The organism is Pseudomonas sp. HP_01, from assembly GCF_055284355.1.
This window is the reverse complement of record NZ_JBTOPV010000005.1, coordinates 47,221-68,014: the sequence shown is the minus strand read 5'-3', so window position 1 is coordinate 68,014 and position 20,794 is coordinate 47,221. Positions and strand designations below refer to the sequence as shown.

The following is a 20,794-nucleotide window of genomic DNA, read 5'->3' as shown; positions in this document are numbered from 1 at the left end:
GTGTTTTCCCTGACGGGAGCGTTGCACCATGCCCAAACCGAATGTGTCTTTCTACAACCTGGCGTGGCGATGGCATTTCTATGCCGGCCTGTTCGTCGCGCCGTTCATGATCCTGCTGGCGGTCACCGGGATCATTTACCTGTTCAAGCCGCAGCTGGATGCGCTGATGTACAGCGACCTGCTGACGGTCAAACCCGCCCACCACTCACTCAGCGCCGATGACCTGCAAAAGCGCGTAATGACCGCTTATCCACAGGCGCAGGTAAGCAAATACCTGCCGCCGCTGAATGCCGAGAGCAGCTCGCAGTTCGTGGTCAAAAACGACGGACGCGACGTGAACGTGTTCATCGATCCGTACAGCGGTACGGTGCTCGGCACTCAAGACGCGAAGCAAAACCTGCAAGCCATTGCGCGCGAACTGCACGGCGAACTGATGATCGGCACCGTCGGCGATCGGCTGGTGGAACTGGCCGCTGGCTGGGGCATCGTGCTGGTGGTTTCCGGCGTGTACCTGTGGTGGCCGCGAGGGCGGTCACCGGCCGGCGTACTCTGGCCGCGCATCAGCGCGCGGGGCCGCATTCTCTGGCGCGACCTGCACGCGGTAACCGGATTCTGGGGCTCGGTGGCGCTGCTGTTCATGCTGCTGAGCGGCATGACCTGGACCGGCATGTGGGGAAAAATGTACGCCGACGTATGGAACACATTTCCGGCAGCCATGTGGAATGACGTACCCAAGTCGGACAAACAGGCCGGCACCCTGAATAGCGCCAGCGTGCAGACCGTGCCGTGGGCCATGGAAAACACGCCGATGCCGGTGTCATCCGGGGATCATGCCGAGCACATGAACCACGCCCATATGTCCAGCGCTCCCGCAGCGCCGGCCATCTCCCTGCAGCAAGTGGTCGACATCGCGAAGGCGCGCAACATCGAACCGGGCTACAGCATCACCCCACCAAAAAGCGCCGATGGCGTGTTCACCGTTTCCGTGTTCGCCGATGACCCGCGCAATGACGCCACGCTGCATGTCGATCAGTACAGCGGCAAGGTGCTGGCGGACGTGCGGTACAGCGATTACAGCACCGTGTCCAAAGCCACTGAGCTGGGCGTGATGCTGCATGAGGGCAAAATGTACGGCTGGATAAACCAGATCCTGATTCTGTTCATTTGCCTGATGGTGCTGCTGAGTTCGGTGAGCGGCATCGTGATCTGGTGGAAGCGTCGGCCACAAAACGGCTTCGGTGTTCCGCCTTTGCGGCATGACCTGCCGCGCTGGAAAACCGCTACCGCGGTGATGATCGTGCTGGGCGTGGCGTTCCCGCTGGTGGGCGTTTCGATGTTGGCGGTGTGGCTGCTCGATCGAATAGTGCGTTCGCGCTTTGCCAAAATGCCGGCAACAGCATAGATTGCGTCTCGCGGGGCCTGGAACCTCTTTTGGGTGGTTTAGTGATGAATTCCTCCTCATTTCGGGTTTCAGGCTCCGCACCTGATTTTCTGCTCATCAAGTGCCCCTCTTCCTCCGCGAAAAATCCTACCTGTCTGGTTGATTTCCCTTCACATCCAGACCTGGTCCCGCCTACAGACGCACGCCCCAAGGCCTGACTCCATGAAACGAGTCGCCGAACCCGTCGGTTCTGCGAGTCATCCCTCATGCATACGAACAGGCGCCATGAACTCCACAACCGTCACCGCTTCATCCGACCCCACCGTCGACAGCTCCGCGCTTACGCTCTACGAACTGCCCGATTTCACCCAGGCCCTTGAGCGGACGCTCACCGAGTGCCTGCGCCTGAGCCATCGCGGGCTCGCGTTTGACTACGCCAGTACATGGCTCGTCTGCCGAGAGCGGAGTATTGAACCCGGTGCAGCAGAAACCCCAAGCAGTTACCCGCTGCTTGCCAGCCTGACCGCACACTTCACAGGGTCCTTTCAGTGGCAGGACGTCGCGTCTGCCGGGCTTTACGCCACAGAAACGCCTTCGGCTGACATGGCCTCCATTGGTGCCCTCGACCGCGAGGCGCTGGTCGCCCTGTACGCATCCATCGCGCAAAGGCTGGCCGACCGCTACAAGCAAATACTCTCGGATTATTGGGCAGAGATTCAGCCGTCTGGCAAAGCCCGGCGCGAGGACTTCCTCGCAGACCGGGTCAAGTTACTCAGGCTGGAGTGCCAGATGCGTGTCGAGAAGCGCGAGTTCCTGCCTCATCTGTACAGCATGCTTAACGACACACTGGATTACGGCGTGGACACCTCGGCCGATCCCTTGCAGAAACACGATGTGTTCAGTCTGTGGCTGGGCACCGGGGCCACTGCGCTGTTTGCGCTGACAGGGGCATTTGTGGTCACCGAGCAGCGCAGTGATCAGGTTCCGGCCACCGACGACGAGTCCGTCGGAGAGGTCATCCTCTATACCCCTGCCGACAGCCTGGAACGATTCGATTCACTGAATCAGCTCACCGAAACCCTCACCCATCGTCTTGCCGACGAGGCTCAGCGACGCCGATTGCTGGGCCACCTCAAGCTCGATGAGCTGGTCGCACTGGCACTCCCCGGCGTTGCGCGCGTGCAGCCCCCAATACGCTGGGGCTTGCAGAAACTGGGCAACAATTTCATGAGCCTGCTGCTGACATCGCAAATCATCAAACAGAAGGCTGACTTCGACCACGCGGTAAACATCGCTCAGTCCCTGAGCCTGAATCAGCCGTCTTTTCAAGGCCTCATTCTCGAACTAATGGCCTCGAATCAGTTGTTCGACAACCACCGTATCGAGCGCCAGCTGGATTGCGATGTGGTCCGCGAACAGATGCCCGACTGGTGGAAAGAAATGAGTGAGGAACAGCAGGTCGAATGGACCCGCGATGCAACGGCTTACGCGCAGGCTATCCGCACCATCCGACGCCTCAGCCTGGAGCGCTTCAACACCCCGCAAGGTGACAGCGCCCAGGTCATCAGCGGGTACGTCGACGCGACGGTCACCGCCGCACTGGCAGAGAAAAACATTCGGCTGTCCCCCCAGAAAATCCAAGTCATGGCGATGTTCCACCGGCATCTCTCGACCCGCTTTTCGCCCACCGCCGAGCCAGAGCCCGAAACTCCGCCGCAGACCTGTTCGCTGCACGCACTGGCCCACGAAAACGCACTGCGCACGAATATCCACGAAGCCAGCGCGCTGGTTGTTACAGACGAGCGCGGCCGAGCGATACCGGGACTCTCGGGAGACGTGGTGAAGGCGCTGTTGGCGCGAATCGATATCCCGAAGCGACTGGACGACTATCTTGCCGAACATCTTGATCATTCGGATTATGCTGATCAGTTGAAGGGTAAGCATCGGGAATTGCTGGTGGCGCGGCTCGCCATGGCGTACAGGGAGAGTCAACTGAAGGGGTTTCCCGACAACCGCCTGCGCTGGATCAAGGCGGTCCTGGACGGTCCCGATCCGCAGCAGCGTCGTGAGGTGGACGGGGCGACGATAGAGGTGCGATTCCTGCACATCGGCGGGGTCAAGATTCCGGACATCATGCTGATTGCCCCGGTCGGCACATTTGAAAAGGGGCCTGTGGTTCTTTGCACACTCAACGCGCCGGATAACGTTGTGTTCCGCTCCCTCGACGGCATGTTCCACCTCACACGAGCGTTTCTGGAGCGTGACGTGTACAAATCCTACGTCGCAAGGTTGCTGCCATTGGCCGATCGGCGAGTGGCTCGGGTGATGCTCGATTATGAGGAGTGGTTCAAGCACTGGCGCTTTCCAGACGCGGTGACCTCGCTGCCGACTCCGGTTCCCATCCCGTCAAACTTGTTGAATCCGGTGCTGTTCGTGGAGCAGCACAGCGACCCGTTCGATGAGCATTTCGCGGTGCGGATCCGCCAATTGAGAGAGGAGGCAAGATCCCTGTTAATCCAGCCCGAAAGCGCCGATGCCCGAACACAAACCTTTGACATGGCCATGAGCATCGGGTTGTTGCTGTTGCCCGCCCCCGTCATGATCCCCCTCGCGCTCGGAATGGGCCTGGGCCACGCCTGGAGCGGCTTTCAAAAGGTGGATGAAAACGATTGGGAGGGTGCTGCACAAGAGCTCATGGGCGCAGTGGGTTACTTGTTTACTGCCGGTATCGGTCGCGCAAGCGCTGCGGCATTGAAGGGACCTCAACTGGCGATGCTTAAACGCCCGCATCTGGTCCGTCGTACCGGACGCGATGGGCAGGTGCAGATCGGCTATCTGCTGTCACCCTCCGGAGCGCCCCACTTTGCCGAGTCAGGCATGATCACGCGGCTGGAGCGGAGCAAATTCACTGAGATCAGCTTAGGGTCTGAAAAAGGCTACGTCGGCCGACGCTTCAATCTGTTCGGGCGGTGTCGTCTGTATCGACCCCATCCCCGGGATCCGGCGCTGCTGATCCATGAGGAAGAATATGTCATACGGGCAAGAACCGGGGGCTGGCGCAAGGTCTCGCAACCGGTCGTGCGCCTCAGCCCGCAGGCCGATCGACAAGCCCGGAATGAACTGAGTGTGATACTCAAGAAGTGGCCTACCCCCTCCGAAGGTAACCCCATCCCTCAACCTTCCCTTGATGAAGCCCGGTTCCTGACCGTGGCTGAACGGGGAAGAGCAGAGCAGTATCCCGAGCTGCTCGACTACATCGAAGGCGGTTCGGCGGAGATCAACCAACTCCTGAGAAGCGGAGCGCGAACGTCCCGCACACAGGCATTTCTCAACCAGTTTTACCGCCTGCGTTCATGGAAAGGCGATGCCTTCCGCGCTGCGCATGTGACCGACGAAAGCCTGCAGCACTTGCGACGCGAGCTCGGCGCGGTGTTCGTCGACGCGGGGGTGCAGTCGGCATCAATCAGCCGAGGGAATGCCGTGCGCTGGAGCCTGGACAGATTCGTCACTGACAAGGCTGCGAGCAATACGCATCCGGTTTTTTTGATCTTCGCACCGTCGGTTCCGAAGAAGAATCTGTTCTCCGGCTTTCTTGCCGACCACGTTGCCATCCCGCCTGGCACTCGCCTGCAACTCAGTGCGTTTCAAGAAGTGAACGGACAGGCATTCGCTTATTTCACCGCGCCGGATTCGATGGTGTACGAGACCTTTGATCTGTTTACGGGGGAGCGTGAGATTTTCGTGAGGTAGCCGCACTTTCAGGTGTGTCAGGCCACTCAACCGCGCGGCACCCGACGGTATCGCACCAGTTGCGCGCGCTTGACGCACCACCGGTCCCGCACCGATCCACATTGGTGCGCAGCGCCCTGCACAGGCGACGTTTTCATTCCATTTTGCGACGTGCGCAGCCTTGGCCCAGCCTTTGCTAAAGCCTAAGCAGACTCAACTCTGCACCGCCAACCGCCGTCATCTAAAAAAATCAAGGAATGGAGCTAGCCAATGAAGCGTCGTAGTTTGCTGAAAGCGTTCACTTTGTCTGCATCGATCGCAGCGATGGGTTTGACCTGGACCGCTCAGGCGGCCGAGACCATCAAGGTCGGCATTCTGCATTCTTTGTCCGGCACCATGGCCATCTCCGAGACCTCGCTCAAGGACATGGCGCTGATGACCATTGATGAAATCAACGCCAAAGGCGGCGTCAACGGCAAGATGCTTGAGCCGGTGGTGGTCGACCCGGCGTCGAACTGGCCGTTGTTTGCGGAAAAGGGACGTCAGCTGCTGACCCAGGACAAGGTCGCCGTGGTGTTCGGCTGCTGGACCTCGGTGTCGCGCAAGTCGGTGTTGCCGGTATTTGAAGAGCTGAACGGCCTGCTGTTCTACCCGGTGCAGTACGAAGGCGAAGAGATGTCGCCGAACGTCTTCTACACCGGCGCGGCGCCTAACCAGCAGGCCATTCCTGCGGTTGAATACCTGATGAGCGAAGACGGCGGCGGAGCCAAGCGCTTCTTCCTGCTGGGGACCGACTACGTCTACCCGCGCACCACCAACAAGATTCTGCGCTCGTTCCTGCACTCCAAAGGTGTGGCGGACAAGGATATCGAAGAGGTCTACACCCCGTTCGGGCACAGCGATTACCAGACCATCGTGTCGAACATCAAGAAGTTCTCCGCAGGCGGCAAGACCGCTGTGATCTCCACCGTCAACGGCGACTCCAACGTGCCGTTCTATAAAGAGCTGGGCAATCAGGGCCTGAAAGCCACCGACGTACCGGTAGTGGCGTTCTCGGTCGGCGAAGAAGAACTGCGCGGCGTCGACACCAAACCGCTGGTAGGCAACCTGGCGGCCTGGAACTACTTCGAATCGGTGAAGAACCCGGTCAACACCAAGTTCGTCGCCGACTGGAAGGCCTACGCCAAGGCGCACAACCTGCCGAACGCCGACAAGGCCGTGACCAACGACCCGATGGAAGCCACTTACGTGGGTATCCACATGTGGGCGCAAGCGGTCGAAAAAGCCAAATCCACCGATGTGGATAAAGTCCGCGAAGCCATGGCCGGCCAGACCTTCGCCGCGCCGTCGGGCTTCACCCTGACCATGGACAAAACCAACCACCACCTGCACAAGCCGGTGATGATCGGCGAGATCAAGGCCGACGGTCAGTTCAACGTGGTCTGGCAGACCAAAGAGCCGATTCGCGCCCAGCCGTGGAGTCCGTTCATTCCGGGCAACGACAAAAAGCCTGACTACGCCGTCAAGAGTAACTAAGCGACAAAGGGTAAACGGTCGGCTGAAATGTTCCGGCTGAACCTATCCCTGTAGGAGTGAGCTCGCTCGCGATTGCGATCTGCCTGTGACGATGATGTCGGCTGGTATACCGCGATCGCGAGCAAGCTCACTCCTACAGGTTCCCCGTCTGACGTTAGGTCGTGCGGGTGCTTCCAGGACTCGATATGCCCAGATATTTCCACCTTCTTCTCGCGCTGTGCCTGTGGCTGCCTTTCGCCGCCCATGCCAGCGATGCCGGCGACTTTGTCGCGGCCCAATCCGCCGAGCGCGCCCAACTGCTGGAAACCTGGGCCGCCAAGCCTGACCCGGCGCGCGTCGAACTGCTGGTTGCCCTGCAGGACGGTCGCGTCGCCGCTGACAGCAGCAACCGGGCGTTCATCCAGAACGGCGACAGCTTCATCGCCGTCGACCCTGACGCTCCCGCGCTGGCCGATGCGCCCAACCCCGATGCGCCCCAAGCCATCAGCCTGAACAACCGCCTTCGCGGCCTGATCAACACCGCGCTGGCCAGCCATCAACTGCTCGCTGCCGACCCCAAGGTTCGCCTGGCGGCCGCGCAAATCCTGCAGAAGAACGCCCGTCCGGCGCAGTTGCCATTGCTGGTGCAACAAGTGGCGAGCGAACAGGACGACAGCGTCCATTCGGCCCTGAACCTGGCGTTGGCCAACCTGCAACTGGTCGACGTCAGCCCCACCGTGCGGCTCGCCGCTGTGCGCCTGCTCGGTGAGACCGGTGATCCGCTGGCCCGCACCCGGCTGGAAACCCTGCTCGAACCCAGCGTCGAAACTGACCCCACGGTGCGCCTGGCGGCGGAAACCAGCCTGGCTCAGGTCAAACGCAAACTGATGATCGGCGAGATCCTCGGACAAGCCTTCGCCGGCCTGTCGCTGGGATCGATTCTGCTGCTGGCGGCGCTGGGACTGGCGATCACCTTCGGCCTGCTCGGCGTGATCAACATGGCACACGGCGAGATGCTGATGCTCGGCGCCTACGCCACCTACGTCGTCCAAATGATGTTCCAGCGCTACGCCCCCGGCGCCCTTGAGTTTTATCCGCTGGTGGCGCTGCCGATCGCGTTTTTCGTCACCGCCTGCATCGGCATGGCGCTGGAGCGCACGGTCATTCGCCATTTGTACGGTCGCCCGCTGGAAACGCTGCTGGCGACCTGGGGCATCAGCCTGATGCTGATTCAGCTGATTCGCGTGGTGTTCGGCGCGCAGAACGTCGAAGTGGCGAACCCGGAATGGTTGTCGGGCGGCATTCAAGTGCTGCCCAATCTCGTGCTGCCCTGGAACCGCATCGTCATCATCGCCTTCGCGCTGTTTGTCGTTGTGCTGACCTGGCTGCTGCTGAACAAGACACGCCTAGGCCTGAACGTGCGCGCCGTCACTCAGAACCGCAACATGGCCGCCTGTTGCGGCGTGCCCACCGGGCGCATCGACATGATGGCCTTCGGGCTAGGCTCGGGGATCGCCGGGCTGGGCGGCGTGGCGCTGAGCCAGATCGGCAACGTCGGTCCTGACCTGGGCCAGAGCTACATCATCGATTCCTTCCTCGTGGTCGTGCTCGGCGGCGTCGGTCAACTGGCCGGCAGCGTCACGGCGGCCTTCGGGCTGGGCATCGCCAACAAGATCCTCGAACCGCAGATCGGCGCCGTACTGGGCAAGATCCTGATCCTGGCGCTGATCATTCTGTTCATTCAGAAACGTCCGCAAGGCCTCTTCGCACTCAAAGGACGGGTGATCGACTGATGAATCAGCCATTGATGGTCACTGCCGCGCAACGCGCTGGCACCACAGTCACAGTCTCGGTCGGCGTGGTAATTCTTGCCCTGCTGATCGCCCTGCCATTGCTGTCCCTGCTGCCTGAAAGCAACGGCCTGCAGGTGTCGGCCTACACGCTGACGCTGGTGGGCAAAATCCTCTGTTACGCGATCGTCGCCCTGGCACTGGACCTGGTCTGGGGCTACGCCGGTCTGCTGTCCTTGGGCCACGGGTTGTTCTTCGCCCTGGGTGGTTATGCAATGGGCATGTACCTGATGCGCGAAGCGTCGGGCGACGACCTGCCGGCGTTCATGACCTTTTTGTCGTGGACCGAACTGCCGTGGTACTGGGTCGGCACGCAGCATTTCCTCTGGGCCATGTGCCTGGTGGTGCTGGCGCCGGGGTTGCTGGCGCTGGTGTTCGGCTTCTTCGCCTTCCGCTCGCGGATCAAGGGCGTGTACTTCTCGATCATGACCCAGGCCCTGACCTTCGCCGGCATGCTGCTGTTCTTCCGCAACGAAACCGGTTTTGGCGGCAACAACGGCTTCACCAACTTCCGCAGCATTCTGGGGTTCAGCATCACCTCCCAAGGCACCCGCGCGGTACTGTTTCTGCTGACGGTAGCGTTGCTCGCGGGCAGTCTGTTTGTCGGGTGGCGTCTGGCGCGCAGCAAGTTCGGTCGTGTGTTGACCGCCGTGCGCGATGCGGAAAACCGCCTGATGTTCTGCGGCTACGACCCGCGCGGCTTCAAGCTGTTTGTCTGGGTGTTGAGCGCCGTGTTGTGCGGCCTGGCCGGGGCGTTGTATGTGCCACAAGTCGGCATCATCAACCCGAGCGAAATGTCGCCGACCAACTCCATTGAAGCGGCAGTCTGGGTCGCCCTGGGCGGTCGCGGCACGCTGATCGGCCCACTGCTCGGCGCCGGTCTGGTCAACGGCATGAAGAGCTGGTTCACCGTGGCCTTTCCTGAATACTGGCTGTTCTTCCTCGGCGCGCTGTTCATCGTGGTGACGCTGTACCTGCCCAAAGGCGTGATCGGCCTGATCAAGAAAAGGAGCGAGCCATGAAAAGCACTCCGACGCCCGCATTCGATCCGGTGCTCGACCCGAACAGTGACGCCGGCACCAGCCGCGACGCCATCGGTCTCGGGCAGGCCGCAGGCAAGGGGCTGAACACCCTGCACGGCACGATCCTGACCCTGGAGGACATCAGCGTCAGCTTCGACGGCTTCAAGGCTCTCAATGATCTGAATCTGTACATCCGCGTCGGCGAGCTGCGCTGCATCATCGGCCCCAACGGCGCGGGCAAGACCACGCTGATGGACGTCATCACCGGCAAGACCCGCCCCAGCCACGGCAAGGCCTGGTTCGGCGAAACCCTCGATCTGACCAGGATGAGTGAAGTGCAGATCGCCCAGGCCGGGATCGGCCGCAAGTTTCAGAAGCCCACGGTGTTCGAAGCGTTGAGCGTGTTCGAAAACCTGGAGCTGGCGCAGAAGACCGACAAATCGGTGTGGGCCAGCTTGAGGGCGAAGCTCAACGGAGAGCAGCGCGACCGCATCGATGAGGTGCTGGAAACCATTCGCCTGACGGCGTCGATGTCACGTCCCGCCGGGCTGTTGTCCCACGGCCAGAAGCAGTTTCTGGAGATCGGCATGTTGCTGGTCCAGGACCCGCAGCTTCTGCTGCTCGACGAGCCCGTCGCTGGTATGACCGACGCCGAAACCGAATTCACCGCCGAGCTGTTCAAGAGCCTGGCCGGCAAGCACTCGCTGATGGTGGTCGAGCACGACATGGGCTTCGTCGGCACCATCGCCGACCACGTTACCGTGCTGCACCAGGGCAGCGTGCTGGCGGAAGGATCGCTGGAGGACGTGCAGGCGGATGAACGGGTGATTGAGGTGTATCTGGGGCGGTGAACCGCCCAGCGGCAAGCTTTTAGCTGCAAGCGGCAAGCTGAAGCCAAAAGCATGACCCGCTTTTTCTTGCAGCTTGCAGCTGATGAATCCGAGGAAATCAAATTGTTAACCGTCACTCAGCTGCATCAATTCTACGGCGGCAGCCACATCCTCCGCGGCCTGTCGTTTGACGTGAACATCGGCGAGGTCACGTGCCTGCTCGGTCGTAACGGGGTGGGCAAGACCACGCTGTTGAAAGTGCTGATGGGGCTGCTGCCCGCCAAAGAGGGCGTGGTGCAGTGGGAAGGCAAGCCGATCACCGGTTTCAAGCCGCACCAGCGCGTGCATTCCGGCATCGCCTACGTGCCTCAGGGCCGGGAGATTTTCGGCCGACTGACCGTTGAGGAAAACCTGTTGATGGGCCTGTCGCGATTCCCGGGCTCGGAAGCCAAGGAAGTCCCGCCGTTCATTTACGAGCTGTTCCCGGTGCTGCTGCAGATGAAGCACCGTCGCGGCGGTGACCTGTCCGGCGGGCAGCAACAGCAACTGGCGATTGGTCGCGCCCTGGCCAGTCGCCCTCGCCTGCTGATTCTCGACGAACCCACCGAAGGCATTCAGCCGTCGGTGATCAAGGAGATTGGCGCCGTGATCAAAAAGCTCGCCGCGCGCGGCGACATGGCGATCCTGCTGGTCGAGCAGTTCTACGACTTCGCCGCCGAGCTGGCGGATCAGTACATCGTCATGTCCCGCGGCGAGATCGTCCAGCAGGGCCGCGGCGAAAACATGGAGGCCGAAGGCGTTCGGGGTCTGGTCACCATTTAATGCGCCGATCAGCTAAGGTACGGACCTTCGATAACACGATAATCGACTTATGAATCTTCCTGCCCACACCGCGCTGTTCACCCCCAGCTGGCATGCCGAGCTGGAGCTGGCCTATGGGCGTTTCGGCGACAGCACGCGCCCGACGCAACGGCGCCATAAAGGTCCGTTGCGGGTGCAAAAGCATCTGTACGCCGAAGGCCCGCAGGTCTGCCAGCACATCATCGTTCACCCGCCGGGCGGCATTGCCGGCGGCGATCGGCTGGACATCAGCGCCAGCGTCGGCGCCAACGCCTGGGCACAACTGACCAGCCCCGGCGCAGCGAAGTGGTACCGCGCAGCAGGTCCGGCCTATCAGCAACTGGACCTAAAAGTCGCTGCAGGCGGCACCTTGGAGTGGCTGCCCCAGGAGAGCATCGTGTTCAGCGAGGCCAAGGCTGAACTGACGACGCGAATCGACCTGGAAGGCGACGCCCGGCTGTTCTACTGGGACGTGGTTGCGCTGGGCCGACCGGCCAGCGGCGAGCGTTTTGATCAGGGCCACTTTCAGGCGCACCTGGATATTCGTCGCGACGGCAGGCTGTTGTGGCACGAGCGTCAGCGCATCGTCGGCGATGACGGCTTGCTGGATTCACCCATCGGCCTGGGCGGAAAACCGGTGTTCGCGACGCTGATCGTGACCGGGGAAATCGATGCAGATTTGATGGAGCGCTGCCGCGAGCTGGCCGAAGATTCTCCCGTGCGCGGCGACCTCAGCCAGTTGCCCGGTTTGATCGTCGCCCGCTGCCTGGCAGACGAAGCGCTGCACGCGCGGGCCTGGCTGATTGAATTATGGAAACTGCTGCGCCCTGCCCTGTTGGGGCGTGACGCAGTGGCACCGAGGATTTGGAGTACATGATGGACCGCGTTCCCCAATTCGCTCCCTCGGGGCACGCATAGACATCCTGTAGGAGTGAGCTTGGTCTGGGCCGCATCCGGACGATTGCGGTGTGTCGGAGACATGTACCTATCTGACGAATCGCAATCGCGAGCAAGCTCACTCCTACAAGTACATTGCAGCGCTGACTTATTCAGTTATTTAAGACGGACAAAACCCATGGACCTGACCCCACGCGAAAAAGACAAGATGCTGATCTTCACCGCAGGCCTGGTTGCCGAGCGGCGGCTGGCACGCGGTGTGAAGCTCAATTACCCAGAAGCGATGGCCTTCATCTCCGCCGCTCTGCTGGAAGGTGCGCGTGACGGCCAGACCGTTGCCGACCTCATGCACTACGGCACCACCCTGCTGACCCGCGAACAGGTGATGGAAGGCATCCCGGAAATGATCCCGGAAATCCAGGTCGAAGCCACCTTTCCGGATGGCACCAAGCTGGTCACCGTGCATCAGCCGATTGCCTGAGCGGCCCATTGAACCTGAGATGCCCGTCGAAACAGCCACACAGGAACCCGTGGAAACGAACATGACCTATTCGATTCGTGACGCTTTGCTGACTGACATGCCGGCCGTGCTGGCCATCTACAACGACGCGGTGCTCAACACCACGGCGATCTGGAACGAGCAGCCGGTGGATCTCGCCAACCGCGAAACCTGGTTTGCCGCACGCCAGGCCCAGGGTTACCCGATTCTGGTGGTGGTCGACGCCGACGATCAGGTGCTGGGCTATTCGTCGTTCGGCGACTGGCGGCCGTTCGAAGGCTTTCGCCATACCGTCGAGCACTCGGTTTACGTGCGTGCCGATCAGCGGGGCAACGGCCTGGGTCCGCTTCTGATGAAGGCGCTGATCGAACGCGCCCGCGCCTGCGACAAGCACATGATGGTTGCGGCCATCGAGAGCGGTAACGCGGCGTCGATTCGCCTGCATGAGCGCGAGGGGTTCATCACTACCGGGCAAATGCCCCAGGTCGGCACCAAGTTCGGCCGCTGGCTGGACCTGACCTTCATGCAGCTGGACCTGTCGCCCGGCGCCTCTGCTCCACCCTCCCAAGCGCCCGGCATCAAGCCTGTCGCCTGACTGTTCACTCTGAAAGGACTTCACCCATGAATGCCGCCCACTTACGCCGTGTCACGTCAGAAAGCTTCGCGCACTACCGCTCAGGTCTGGTGGCGCTGTTGCTGGACGCCGTCCGCCACGGGGCCTCGGTCGGCTTTATGGCCGATCTCGCCGCTGAAGAAGCCGCCACCTGGTGGGACGGCGTCAAGGCCGAGGTCGAGCAGGGCAATGTGCTGCTGTGGGTGGTGGCAGAAGAAGACCAGGTGCTGGCGACGGTGCAACTGGCGCTGTGCCAGAAGGCCAATGGCCTGAACCGCGCCGAGGTGCAGAAATTGCTGGTGCTCAGTCAGGCGCGTCGGCGCGGGCTGGCGACGCAGTTGATGACCGCCGTGGAACAGGCCGCGCAGCAACATCAGCGTGGGCTGTTGTTTCTGGACACGCTGGCAGGTTCCGATGCCGAGGATTTCTATCGGGCGCTGGGTTACGAGCCGTCTGGCCTGCTGCCGGACTACGCCTGCAACCCCGATGGCGAATACAAGGCCACGGCCATCTACTACAAGTTACTGTCGAGGAAGAGCGCATGATTCCTGGTGAATACCAGATCCAGCCCGGCGACATCGAGCTCAACGCCGGTCGCCGTACCATTACCCTCAGCGTCGCCAACAGCGGTGACCGGCCGATTCAGGTCGGCTCGCATTTTCATTTTTTCGAAACCAACGACGCCCTGACCTTCGACCGGGCCGCCAGCCGGGGCATGCGCCTGAACATCCCTGCCGGCACCGCCGTGCGTTTCGAGCCCGGGCAGGCGCGGGAAGTGGAACTGGTGGACCTGGCCGGGTTGAGGCGGGTATTCGGGTTTGCCGGAAGAGTTATGGGTGAACTGTAAAACGCGTTCACTTTCCAGCCAGGTCAAGCTGCAAGCGCCAAGCCACAAGCGCCAAGCACAGCAGTCCGCGGCGTACACAACATTCGCTTTTACTTGCCGCTTGCCGCTTGAGGCTTGCCGCTTTGATTCGAGGAACGAAGTATGAAGATCAGCCGACAAGCCTACGCCGACATGTTCGGCCCCACTGTCGGCGACCGTGTGCGTCTGGCGGACACCGAGCTGTGGATCGAGGTCGAGCAGGATTTCACCGTCTATGGCGAGGAAGTGAAGTTCGGTGGCGGCAAGGTCATTCGTGACGGCATGGGCCAGGGCCAGGGCGTTGCCGCCGAAGTCGTCGACACGTTGATCACCAACGCGCTGATCGTCGATCACTGGGGTATCGTCAAAGCCGACGTCGGCCTCAAGGACGGGCGCATCGCGGCCATCGGCAAAGCCGGCAACCCGGACATCCAGCCCGGCGTGACCATCGCCATCGGCGCCGCGACCGAAGTCATCGCCGGCGAAGGCATGATCCTCACCGCCGGCGGCGTCGACACGCACATCCACTTCATCTGCCCGCAACAGATCGAAGAAGCGCTGATGAGCGGCGTCACCACCATGATTGGCGGCGGAACCGGTCCGGCGACGGGCACCAACGCAACCACGGTCACCCCCGGCAAATGGCACATGATGCGCATGTTGCAGGCCGCCGAAGCGTTCCCCATGAATATCGGTTTTACCGGCAAGGGCAACGTCAGCCTGCCGGAGCCGCTGATCGAACAGGTCAAGGCCGGCGCCATCGGCCTCAAGCTGCACGAAGACTGGGGCACCACGCCCGCGGCCATCGACAACTGCCTGAGCGTCGCCGATCAGTACGACGTGCAGGTCGCGATCCATACCGACACTCTGAACGAATCCGGCTTCGTCGAAACCACCTTGGGGGCGTTCAAGAACCGCACCATTCACACCTACCACACCGAAGGCGCTGGGGGCGGCCATGCGCCGGACATCATCAAGGCCTGCGGCTTCGCCAACGTGCTGCCAAGCTCGACCAACCCGACCCGGCCGTTCACCCGCAACACCATCGACGAGCACCTGGACATGCTGATGGTCTGCCATCACCTGGACCCGAGCATCGCCGAAGACGTCGCGTTCGCCGAGAGCCGCATCCGCCGCGAAACCATTGCTGCCGAGGACATCCTTCACGATCTGGGCGCGTTCTCGATGCTCAGCTCCGACAGCCAGGCCATGGGCCGCGTCGGCGAAGTGATCATGCGCACCTGGCAGACCGCCGACAAAATGAAACGCCAGCGCGGCCCATTGCCCGGTGACGGCGAAGGCAACGATAACTTCCGCGCCAAACGCTACATCGCCAAATACACCATCAACCCGGCGATCACCCACGGCATCAGCCATGAAGTGGGGTCGGTGGAAGTGGGTAAATGGGCGGACCTTGTGCTCTGGCGCCCGGCTTTCTTCGGCGTGAAACCGACCCTGATCCTCAAGGGCGGTTCGATTGCCGCCAGCCTGATGGGCGACGCCAACGCCTCGATCCCGACCCCGCAGCCGGTTCACTACCGCCCGATGTTCGCCAGCTACGGCAGCTCGTTGCACGCCAGCAGCCTGACCTTCATCAGTCAAGCGGCCTTTGATGCCGGCGTCCCGGAGCAGCTGGGGCTGAAGAAACAGATCGGCGTGGTCAAGGGCTGCCGCAGCGTGACCAAGGCCGACCTCATCCACAACGACTACCTGCCAAACATCGACGTCGACCCGCAGACCTATCAGGTCAAGGCTGACGGCGTGCTGTTGTGGTGCGAGCCGGCCGAGATCTTGCCGATGGCGCAACGGTATTTCCTGTTCTAAGGGTATTAGTCCGTTTTTGTAGGAGCGTGGCTTGTCCCGCGATCTGGTGCGCAGCGCCAGTGAAATCCATGAATGCGATGATCCAGCTACTCCGTGATCGCCGCTTTTCACGACGACTTTGTCGCCGATCGCGGGACAAGCCACGCTCCTACAATGAAAGCGTGCAAATCCGTGATGTTTCCTGCAACAACATGGCGGTACTATGCGCGCTCTCATTCAGCGCCCCGCCAGCAAGGTAGTTCCCCATGCGTCTTTCGGACTTCATCGTTCAGAATGTGGATCGCATCGTGGATGAGTGGGAACGGTTTGCTGCCACGCTGACGCCCGCAGCCGCTCAGATGAGTTCAGTCGAGCTACGCGACCACGCCGAGGCGATCCTTCTCGCGGCGGCCCGTGACATGAACACCGCGCAGACCAAGGCCGAGCGCATCGCCAAGGCCCAAGGCGAAGACATCGGCAAAACCCCGACACTCGATCAGGCCGCCTCCAGTCATGGTGAGTTGCGCCACATAGTCGGGTTTGACCTGGTGCAGATGACTTCAGAGTTCCGCCACCTTCGGGCCACGGTCGTGCGCTTCTGGGCAGAAAACCAGATAGATCCACAGGTCAGCCACATCACCGACATGATCCGCTTCAACGAGGCCATCGACGAAGCGCTGGCCGAGTCGACCGCTGCCTACGCCGATCGCGTGACGCGCTCCCGTGACATCTTTCTCGCCATTCTCGGTCACGACCTGCGCGCACCCTTGCAGGCCATCGGTATGTCATCCGAAGTGCTGATGCGCAAGACCACGCTGTCGGACGCCGATCTTGCGTACATCAAGCGCATCAAGAGCAGCAGCTTGTCGATGGGCACGATGATCAATGATCTGCTGGAATTCGTCCGCAGCCGTCTGGGCGTCACGCTGCCGGTCGAGCGCAAGCCGATGGAGATGACCCTGGCCTGCCGCGAAGCCATCGACGCCGCCACGGCAGGACAGCCCGATTGCAACGCAGTGTTCACCAGCACCGGTGACACCCGGGGTGAGTGGGATCAGGCACGCATCGCGCAATTACTGCAAAACCTCATTGGCAACGCCCTGCAGCATGGTGCGGCGACGCGTCGGGTCACCGTGACACTCACCGGCAGCGAAAACCATGTGAGCCTCTCTGTGCATAACGGCGGAGAGCCTATCGCCGAGGAAGCCATCGGCAGCATCTTCGACCCGCTGGTGCGCTCGGCCAATGAAAAGGCCGGCATCCACAACCCGTCCACCAGCCTTGGCCTGGGGCTGTTCATCGTGAAAGAAGTGGTGCATGCCCATGGCGGCGGAATCACGGTCGTGTCCAACGTCGGAGACGGCACGACGTTTACCGTGGAATTGCCGAAGAAAGGCTAGCAAGCGGACCCCGGTCAGGCAGTCAGCCTTGGCGCAGCTGATACACCTCATACCGTAGGAGTGAGCTTGCTCGCGATGGCCTCAGCACATTCATCAGCTCGTCAGTCCAGGAACCGCCCCAACCGCTGCCTGAGCATGCGGTTTTCCGCCCTCACTTGCTCAAGCTCTTCCAGAAGGTCAAGCGCCAGGGCGACGCCGTCCCATTCCATCTGCAATTCGTGATGCAACTTGACCGCACGCCTGGCGATCGACAGTGCTGCACTGTCGAACAGCCATTCGTCCGGCTGCCTTCCCTGGGGTTCGAGAATGCCGTGCTCGACAATCTCGATGACGAAAGCGGCCGGCAGATCGACCACCTCACATAGCTCCTGCATGTCTATGACCAGGGTGTTGCTCATGATCAGTTACTCCATTGAGCCCTCGGATTGAACGCGGCCTGCTCGGCCAGTTTCTCCCACAGCGCTTTGGTCGCCTCATCGGTGGATTTGGGCATCACGATTTTCAGTTGTGCGTACAGATCGCCGCGCTGGCCCTGCTTGTTCAGCAGACCGTTGCCCTTGACCCGCAGCCGCTGCCCGTTCTGACTGTCCGGACGGATGGTCAGGTTGATCTTGCCGGTCAGCGTCGGTACCGCCACCTTGGTGCCAAGCGCTGCTTCCCACGGCGCGATCGGCACCGTGATGATCAGGTCGTGGCCCTCGACGTCGAACATCGGGTGCGGCGCCAGGCGGATGATCAGATACAGATCGCCCTTCTCGCCACCCGCCACGCCCGGCGCACCCTGCCCCTTGAGGCGAATGCGCTCGCCATCGGTGACGCCCGCCGGGATCTTCACATTCAACGTCTTGGTGATGTCCGCCATGCGCTGACCGTTGGCGCTGTGTTGCGGCACCTTGAAGCTGATCTGCTTGGACTCGCTGGAGAGTGTCTCCTCCAGAAACACCGCCAGTTCCATCTCCACGTCCTGCCCTCGACGGCCCGGGCTCTGCGCCCGACCGCCTTGCTGACCACCACGATTGCCGAAGATGGAGCTGAAAAAGTCGGAGAAGTCGCCGTTCTCGAAGTTGCCGCCACCAAAGCCCGGCCCCGCGCCCGCACCGTCACGGCCCTGCCAGCCAGGTGGTGGCTGGAACCGGCCCTGACTGCCGTATTTACGAATCTCGTCGTATTCGGCGCGCTTTTCAGGATCGCTGAGCGCCTCATACGCTTCGGAGGCTTCCTTGAATTTGTCTTCCGCGCCAGGCTCTTTGCTGACGTCGGGGTGATACTTGCGCGCGAGCTTGCGATAGGCGGTCTTGATCGCCTTCTCGTCCGCTGTCGGCTCTACGCCAAGAATCTTGTAATAGTCTTTGAAGTCCATCTGACGGTCACCCAATTCTGGAATATCCAGCCCAGTCCGCAGCGCGTTTCACATGTGAATGCTGGCTGCGTTGAACGTTGCAAGGTTATCGGCACGCAGTCTCGCTAATGAAACGCTGTCCAGACCGGCCAAAAAACATGAAGAGTTGCCTGCTAGATTGGGGCTCGGGGCCGCAGTTCAAGCCATGCTCGCGAAATAGATACCGGGCGTGCGATAAACCGACGTTTCGCGCTACGCATCCGGCGCGCACTCGCATACACTGCGCGGCCGTTTTTTGACTGGTATGCAAAGCAGATGAGCACTCCATCCCCGGCCCGTGCCCTTGGCATCGACTTCGGCACGTCCAACTCTACGGTCGGCTGGCTACGCCCTGGAGTGGAAACGCTGATCGCACTGGAGGACGGCAAGATCACGCTGCCCTCGGTTGTATTTTTCAACATCGAAGAGCGCCGCCCGGTCTACGGTCGCCTCGCCCTTCACGAATACCTCGAGGGCTATGAAGGCCGCCTGATGCGCTCGCTCAAGAGCCTGCTGGGTTCCAAGCTGATCAAGCACGACACCAGCGTGCTCGGTACAGCGATGCCTTTCAAGGACCTGCTCGGCCTGTTCATCGGCGAACTGAAAAAGCGCGCCGAAGCCGCCGCCGGCCACTCCTTCGAGCAAGTGGTGCTGGGCCGCCCGGTGCATTTCGTCGATGACGACGCTGCCGCCGATCAGGAGGCTGAAGACACGCTGGCCGACGTGGCGCGCAAGATCGGCTTCAAAGACGTTTCCTTTCAGTTCGAGCCTATCGCGGCGGCGTTCGACTACGAGTCGACGCTGGACCGCGAAGAGCTGGTGCTGATCGTCGACATCGGCGGTGGTACGTCGGACTTCTCGCTGGTGCGCCTGTCGCCGGAGCGACGTCTGATCGATGACCGCCACAGCGACATCCTCGCCACGGGCGGTGTACACATCGGCGGTACCGACTTTGACAAGCAGCTTAGCCTGCAGGGCGTGATGCCGCTGTTTGGTTACGGCAGCCGGATGAAAAGCGGCGCGTACATGCCAACCAGCACGCACATGAACCTGGCGACCTGGCACACGATCAACTCGGTGTATTCGCAAAAGTCGCAACTGGCGCTGGGCAGCATGCGCTATGACATCGAAGACACCCAGGGCATTGATCGGCTGTTCAGGCTGATTGAGCAACGCGCCGGCCACTGGCTGGCGATGGAAGTGGAAGAGACGAAGATCCTGCTGACCGAGGCGGATAGTCGCCTTGTGCCGATGGACCGCGTCGAACCCGGCCTGAGCGTCGACCTGACGCGGCAGCTGTTCGAATCGTCCATCGATGCATTGCTCGAACGCGTGCGCGCCAGCGTGACCAATCTGTTGAATGACGCGGGCGTTGGCGTGACCGAGGTCGATACCGTGTTCTTCACCGGTGGCTCCAGCGGCATCCCGGCCCTGCGCAACAGCGTCGCGGCCATGCTGCCCAAGGCCCGGCACGTCGAAGGCAACATCTTCGGCAGCATCGGCAGCGGTCTGGCGATCGAAGCGAAAAAGCGCTACGGCTGACTCGCGGCTGTCCCGCTTTTTTAGTGGGACCGGCTTTAGCCGGGAATGCGTCGGGCCTCACGCCGCAAAATTGATGGTGTGCAATCTGGCCCCTTCCCGGCTAAAGCCGGTCCCACAAAAACACCGCGTGCACATGTAGGACTGGCTTTAGCCGGGAATGCGTCGGGCCTCACGCCGCAAAATAGATGGTGTGCAATCTGGCCCCTTCCCGGCTGAAGCCGGTCCCACAAAAACACCGCGTGCACATGTAGGACTGGCTTTAGCCGGGAATGCGTCGGGTGTCACGCCGCAAAATTGATGGTGTGCAATCTGGCCTCTTCCCGGCTGAAGCCGGTCCCACAAAAACACCGCGCGCAAATGCAGGACTGGCTTTAGCCGGGAAGGCGTCGGGTGTCACGCCGCAAAATTGATGGTGTGCAATCTGGCCACTTCCCGGCTGAAGCCGGTCCTACTGACCGCGTGCAAATGTAGGACCGGCTTTAGCCGGGAATGCGTCGGGTGTCACGCCGCAAATTTTATGGTGCCCAAACCGGCCTCTTCCCGGCTGAAGCCGGTCCTACTGACCGCGTGCAAATGTAGGACCGGCTTTAGCCGGGAATGCGTCGGGTGTCACGCAGCGAAATCGAGGGT

General features: G+C 61.5%; 17 protein-coding genes. 15 read left to right on the top strand and 2 right to left on the bottom strand.

The features are described from left to right. Positions 1-28: 28 nt before the first annotated feature. From ACYAR8_RS05105 to ACYAR8_RS05040, 14 genes are all read left to right on the top strand, one after another. The gene (locus tag ACYAR8_RS05105) at positions 29-1,402 is read left to right on the top strand and encodes a PepSY-associated TM helix domain-containing protein (protein WP_463579247.1); all 1,374 of its coding nucleotides are present in this window, start codon (positions 29-31) and stop codon (positions 1,400-1,402) included. A gap of 138 nt (positions 1,403-1,540) precedes the next feature. Beyond that, positions 1,541-5,131 carry a dermonecrotic toxin domain-containing protein gene (locus ACYAR8_RS05100; RefSeq protein ID WP_463579246.1) on the top strand — a complete coding sequence of 1,197 codons (3,591 nt, stop codon included), beginning with the start codon at positions 1,541-1,543 and terminating at the stop codon, positions 5,129-5,131. Between the two features lie 249 nt (positions 5,132-5,380). Then, complete coding sequence (gene urtA / locus ACYAR8_RS05095; RefSeq protein ID WP_463579245.1) at positions 5,381-6,646, top strand: urea ABC transporter substrate-binding protein; 1,266 nt, start codon at positions 5,381-5,383, stop codon at positions 6,644-6,646. 185 nt (positions 6,647-6,831) lie between these two features. Next, a complete protein-coding gene (gene urtB, locus ACYAR8_RS05090) occupies positions 6,832-8,418 on the top strand; it encodes an urea ABC transporter permease subunit UrtB (RefSeq protein WP_463579244.1) in 1,587 nt (528 codons plus the stop codon). Continuing rightward, on the top strand, positions 8,418-9,497 hold the full coding sequence (gene urtC / locus ACYAR8_RS05085) for an urea ABC transporter permease subunit UrtC (RefSeq protein ID WP_463579243.1): 1,080 nt from the start codon (positions 8,418-8,420) through the stop codon (positions 9,495-9,497). Before urtB ends, urtC begins: the two co-directional genes overlap by 1 nt. Continuing rightward, complete coding sequence (gene urtD / locus ACYAR8_RS05080; protein ID WP_074890409.1) at positions 9,494-10,348, top strand: urea ABC transporter ATP-binding protein UrtD; 855 nt, start codon at positions 9,494-9,496, stop codon at positions 10,346-10,348. The genes urtC and urtD overlap by 4 nt, the downstream gene beginning before the upstream one ends. 102 nt (positions 10,349-10,450) lie before the next feature. Continuing rightward, positions 10,451-11,149, top strand: coding sequence for an urea ABC transporter ATP-binding subunit UrtE (urtE, locus tag ACYAR8_RS05075; RefSeq protein ID WP_074890550.1), 699 nt, complete (start codon positions 10,451-10,453; stop codon positions 11,147-11,149). Between the two features lie 49 nt (positions 11,150-11,198). Next, positions 11,199-12,044 (top strand): urease accessory protein UreD, encoded by an 846-nt coding sequence (locus tag ACYAR8_RS05070; protein ID WP_463579242.1) that lies wholly within the window; start codon positions 11,199-11,201, stop codon positions 12,042-12,044. A gap of 198 nt (positions 12,045-12,242) precedes the next feature. Continuing rightward, positions 12,243-12,545, top strand: a complete 303-nt coding sequence (locus ACYAR8_RS05065; protein WP_020293711.1) for an urease subunit gamma — start codon at positions 12,243-12,245, stop codon at positions 12,543-12,545. 61 nt (positions 12,546-12,606) lie between these two features. Beyond that, on the top strand, positions 12,607-13,158 hold the full coding sequence (locus tag ACYAR8_RS05060; protein ID WP_463579241.1) for a GNAT family N-acetyltransferase: 552 nt from the start codon (positions 12,607-12,609) through the stop codon (positions 13,156-13,158). Between the two features lie 26 nt (positions 13,159-13,184). After that, the gene (locus ACYAR8_RS05055; RefSeq protein ID WP_463579240.1) at positions 13,185-13,721 is read left to right on the top strand and encodes a GNAT family N-acetyltransferase; all 537 of its coding nucleotides are present in this window, start codon (positions 13,185-13,187) and stop codon (positions 13,719-13,721) included. Continuing rightward, positions 13,718-14,023, top strand: a complete 306-nt coding sequence (locus tag ACYAR8_RS05050) for an urease subunit beta (RefSeq protein ID WP_065987755.1) — start codon at positions 13,718-13,720, stop codon at positions 14,021-14,023. The genes ACYAR8_RS05055 and ACYAR8_RS05050 overlap by 4 nt, the downstream gene beginning before the upstream one ends. Before the next feature lie 141 nt (positions 14,024-14,164). Further along, entirely contained in the window at positions 14,165-15,865 is a 1,701-nt protein-coding gene (ureC, locus tag ACYAR8_RS05045) for an urease subunit alpha (protein WP_463579239.1), read from the top strand. 245 nt (positions 15,866-16,110) lie between these two features. Continuing rightward, entirely contained in the window at positions 16,111-17,244 is a 1,134-nt protein-coding gene (locus ACYAR8_RS05040; protein ID WP_463579238.1) for a sensor histidine kinase, read from the top strand. Between the two features lie 101 nt (positions 17,245-17,345). On the opposite strand, the gene ACYAR8_RS05035 is transcribed toward ACYAR8_RS05040, so the two are convergent. Then, positions 17,346-17,642, bottom strand: coding sequence for a chaperone modulator CbpM (locus tag ACYAR8_RS05035; RefSeq protein WP_108119032.1), 297 nt, complete (start codon positions 17,640-17,642; stop codon positions 17,346-17,348). Between the two features lie 2 nt (positions 17,643-17,644). Then, on the bottom strand, positions 17,645-18,604 hold the full coding sequence (gene cbpA / locus ACYAR8_RS05030; RefSeq protein WP_463579237.1) for a curved DNA-binding protein: 960 nt from the start codon (positions 18,602-18,604) through the stop codon (positions 17,645-17,647). Positions 18,605-18,898: 294 nt separating this feature from the next. Here cbpA and ACYAR8_RS05025 point away from each other — a divergent pair, with 294 nt between their 5' ends. Further along, entirely contained in the window at positions 18,899-20,164 is a 1,266-nt protein-coding gene (locus tag ACYAR8_RS05025) for an Hsp70 family protein (RefSeq protein WP_463579236.1), read from the top strand. Positions 20,165-20,794: the final 630 nt, after the last annotated feature.

What these genes read in the sequence shown, in the direction of transcription:
- ureC (WP_463579239.1), top strand. Translation starts at nt 14,165, where the DNA reads ATGAAGATCAGCCGACAAGCCTACGCCGACATGTTCGGCCCCACTGTC.
- ACYAR8_RS05040 (WP_463579238.1), top strand. Translation starts at nt 16,111, where the DNA reads ATGCGTCTTTCGGACTTCATCGTTCAGAATGTGGATCGCATCGTGGAT.
- urtC (WP_463579243.1), top strand. Translation starts at nt 8,418, where the DNA reads ATGAATCAGCCATTGATGGTCACTGCCGCGCAACGCGCTGGCACCACA.
- ACYAR8_RS05055 (WP_463579240.1), top strand. Translation starts at nt 13,185, where the DNA reads ATGAATGCCGCCCACTTACGCCGTGTCACGTCAGAAAGCTTCGCGCAC.
- ACYAR8_RS05065 (WP_020293711.1), top strand. Translation starts at nt 12,243, where the DNA reads ATGGACCTGACCCCACGCGAAAAAGACAAGATGCTGATCTTCACCGCA.
- ACYAR8_RS05105 (WP_463579247.1), top strand. Translation starts at nt 29, where the DNA reads ATGCCCAAACCGAATGTGTCTTTCTACAACCTGGCGTGGCGATGGCAT.
- ACYAR8_RS05035 (WP_108119032.1), bottom strand. Translation starts at nt 17,642, where the DNA reads ATGAGCAACACCCTGGTCATAGACATGCAGGAGCTATGTGAGGTGGTC.
- urtD (WP_074890409.1), top strand. Translation starts at nt 9,494, where the DNA reads ATGAAAAGCACTCCGACGCCCGCATTCGATCCGGTGCTCGACCCGAAC.
- ACYAR8_RS05070 (WP_463579242.1), top strand. Translation starts at nt 11,199, where the DNA reads ATGAATCTTCCTGCCCACACCGCGCTGTTCACCCCCAGCTGGCATGCC.
- ACYAR8_RS05050 (WP_065987755.1), top strand. Translation starts at nt 13,718, where the DNA reads ATGATTCCTGGTGAATACCAGATCCAGCCCGGCGACATCGAGCTCAAC.
- ACYAR8_RS05060 (WP_463579241.1), top strand. Translation starts at nt 12,607, where the DNA reads ATGACCTATTCGATTCGTGACGCTTTGCTGACTGACATGCCGGCCGTG.
- urtB (WP_463579244.1), top strand. Translation starts at nt 6,832, where the DNA reads ATGCCCAGATATTTCCACCTTCTTCTCGCGCTGTGCCTGTGGCTGCCT.
- urtA (WP_463579245.1), top strand. Translation starts at nt 5,381, where the DNA reads ATGAAGCGTCGTAGTTTGCTGAAAGCGTTCACTTTGTCTGCATCGATC.
- cbpA (WP_463579237.1), bottom strand. Translation starts at nt 18,604, where the DNA reads ATGGACTTCAAAGACTATTACAAGATTCTTGGCGTAGAGCCGACAGCG.
- ACYAR8_RS05025 (WP_463579236.1), top strand. Translation starts at nt 18,899, where the DNA reads ATGAGCACTCCATCCCCGGCCCGTGCCCTTGGCATCGACTTCGGCACG.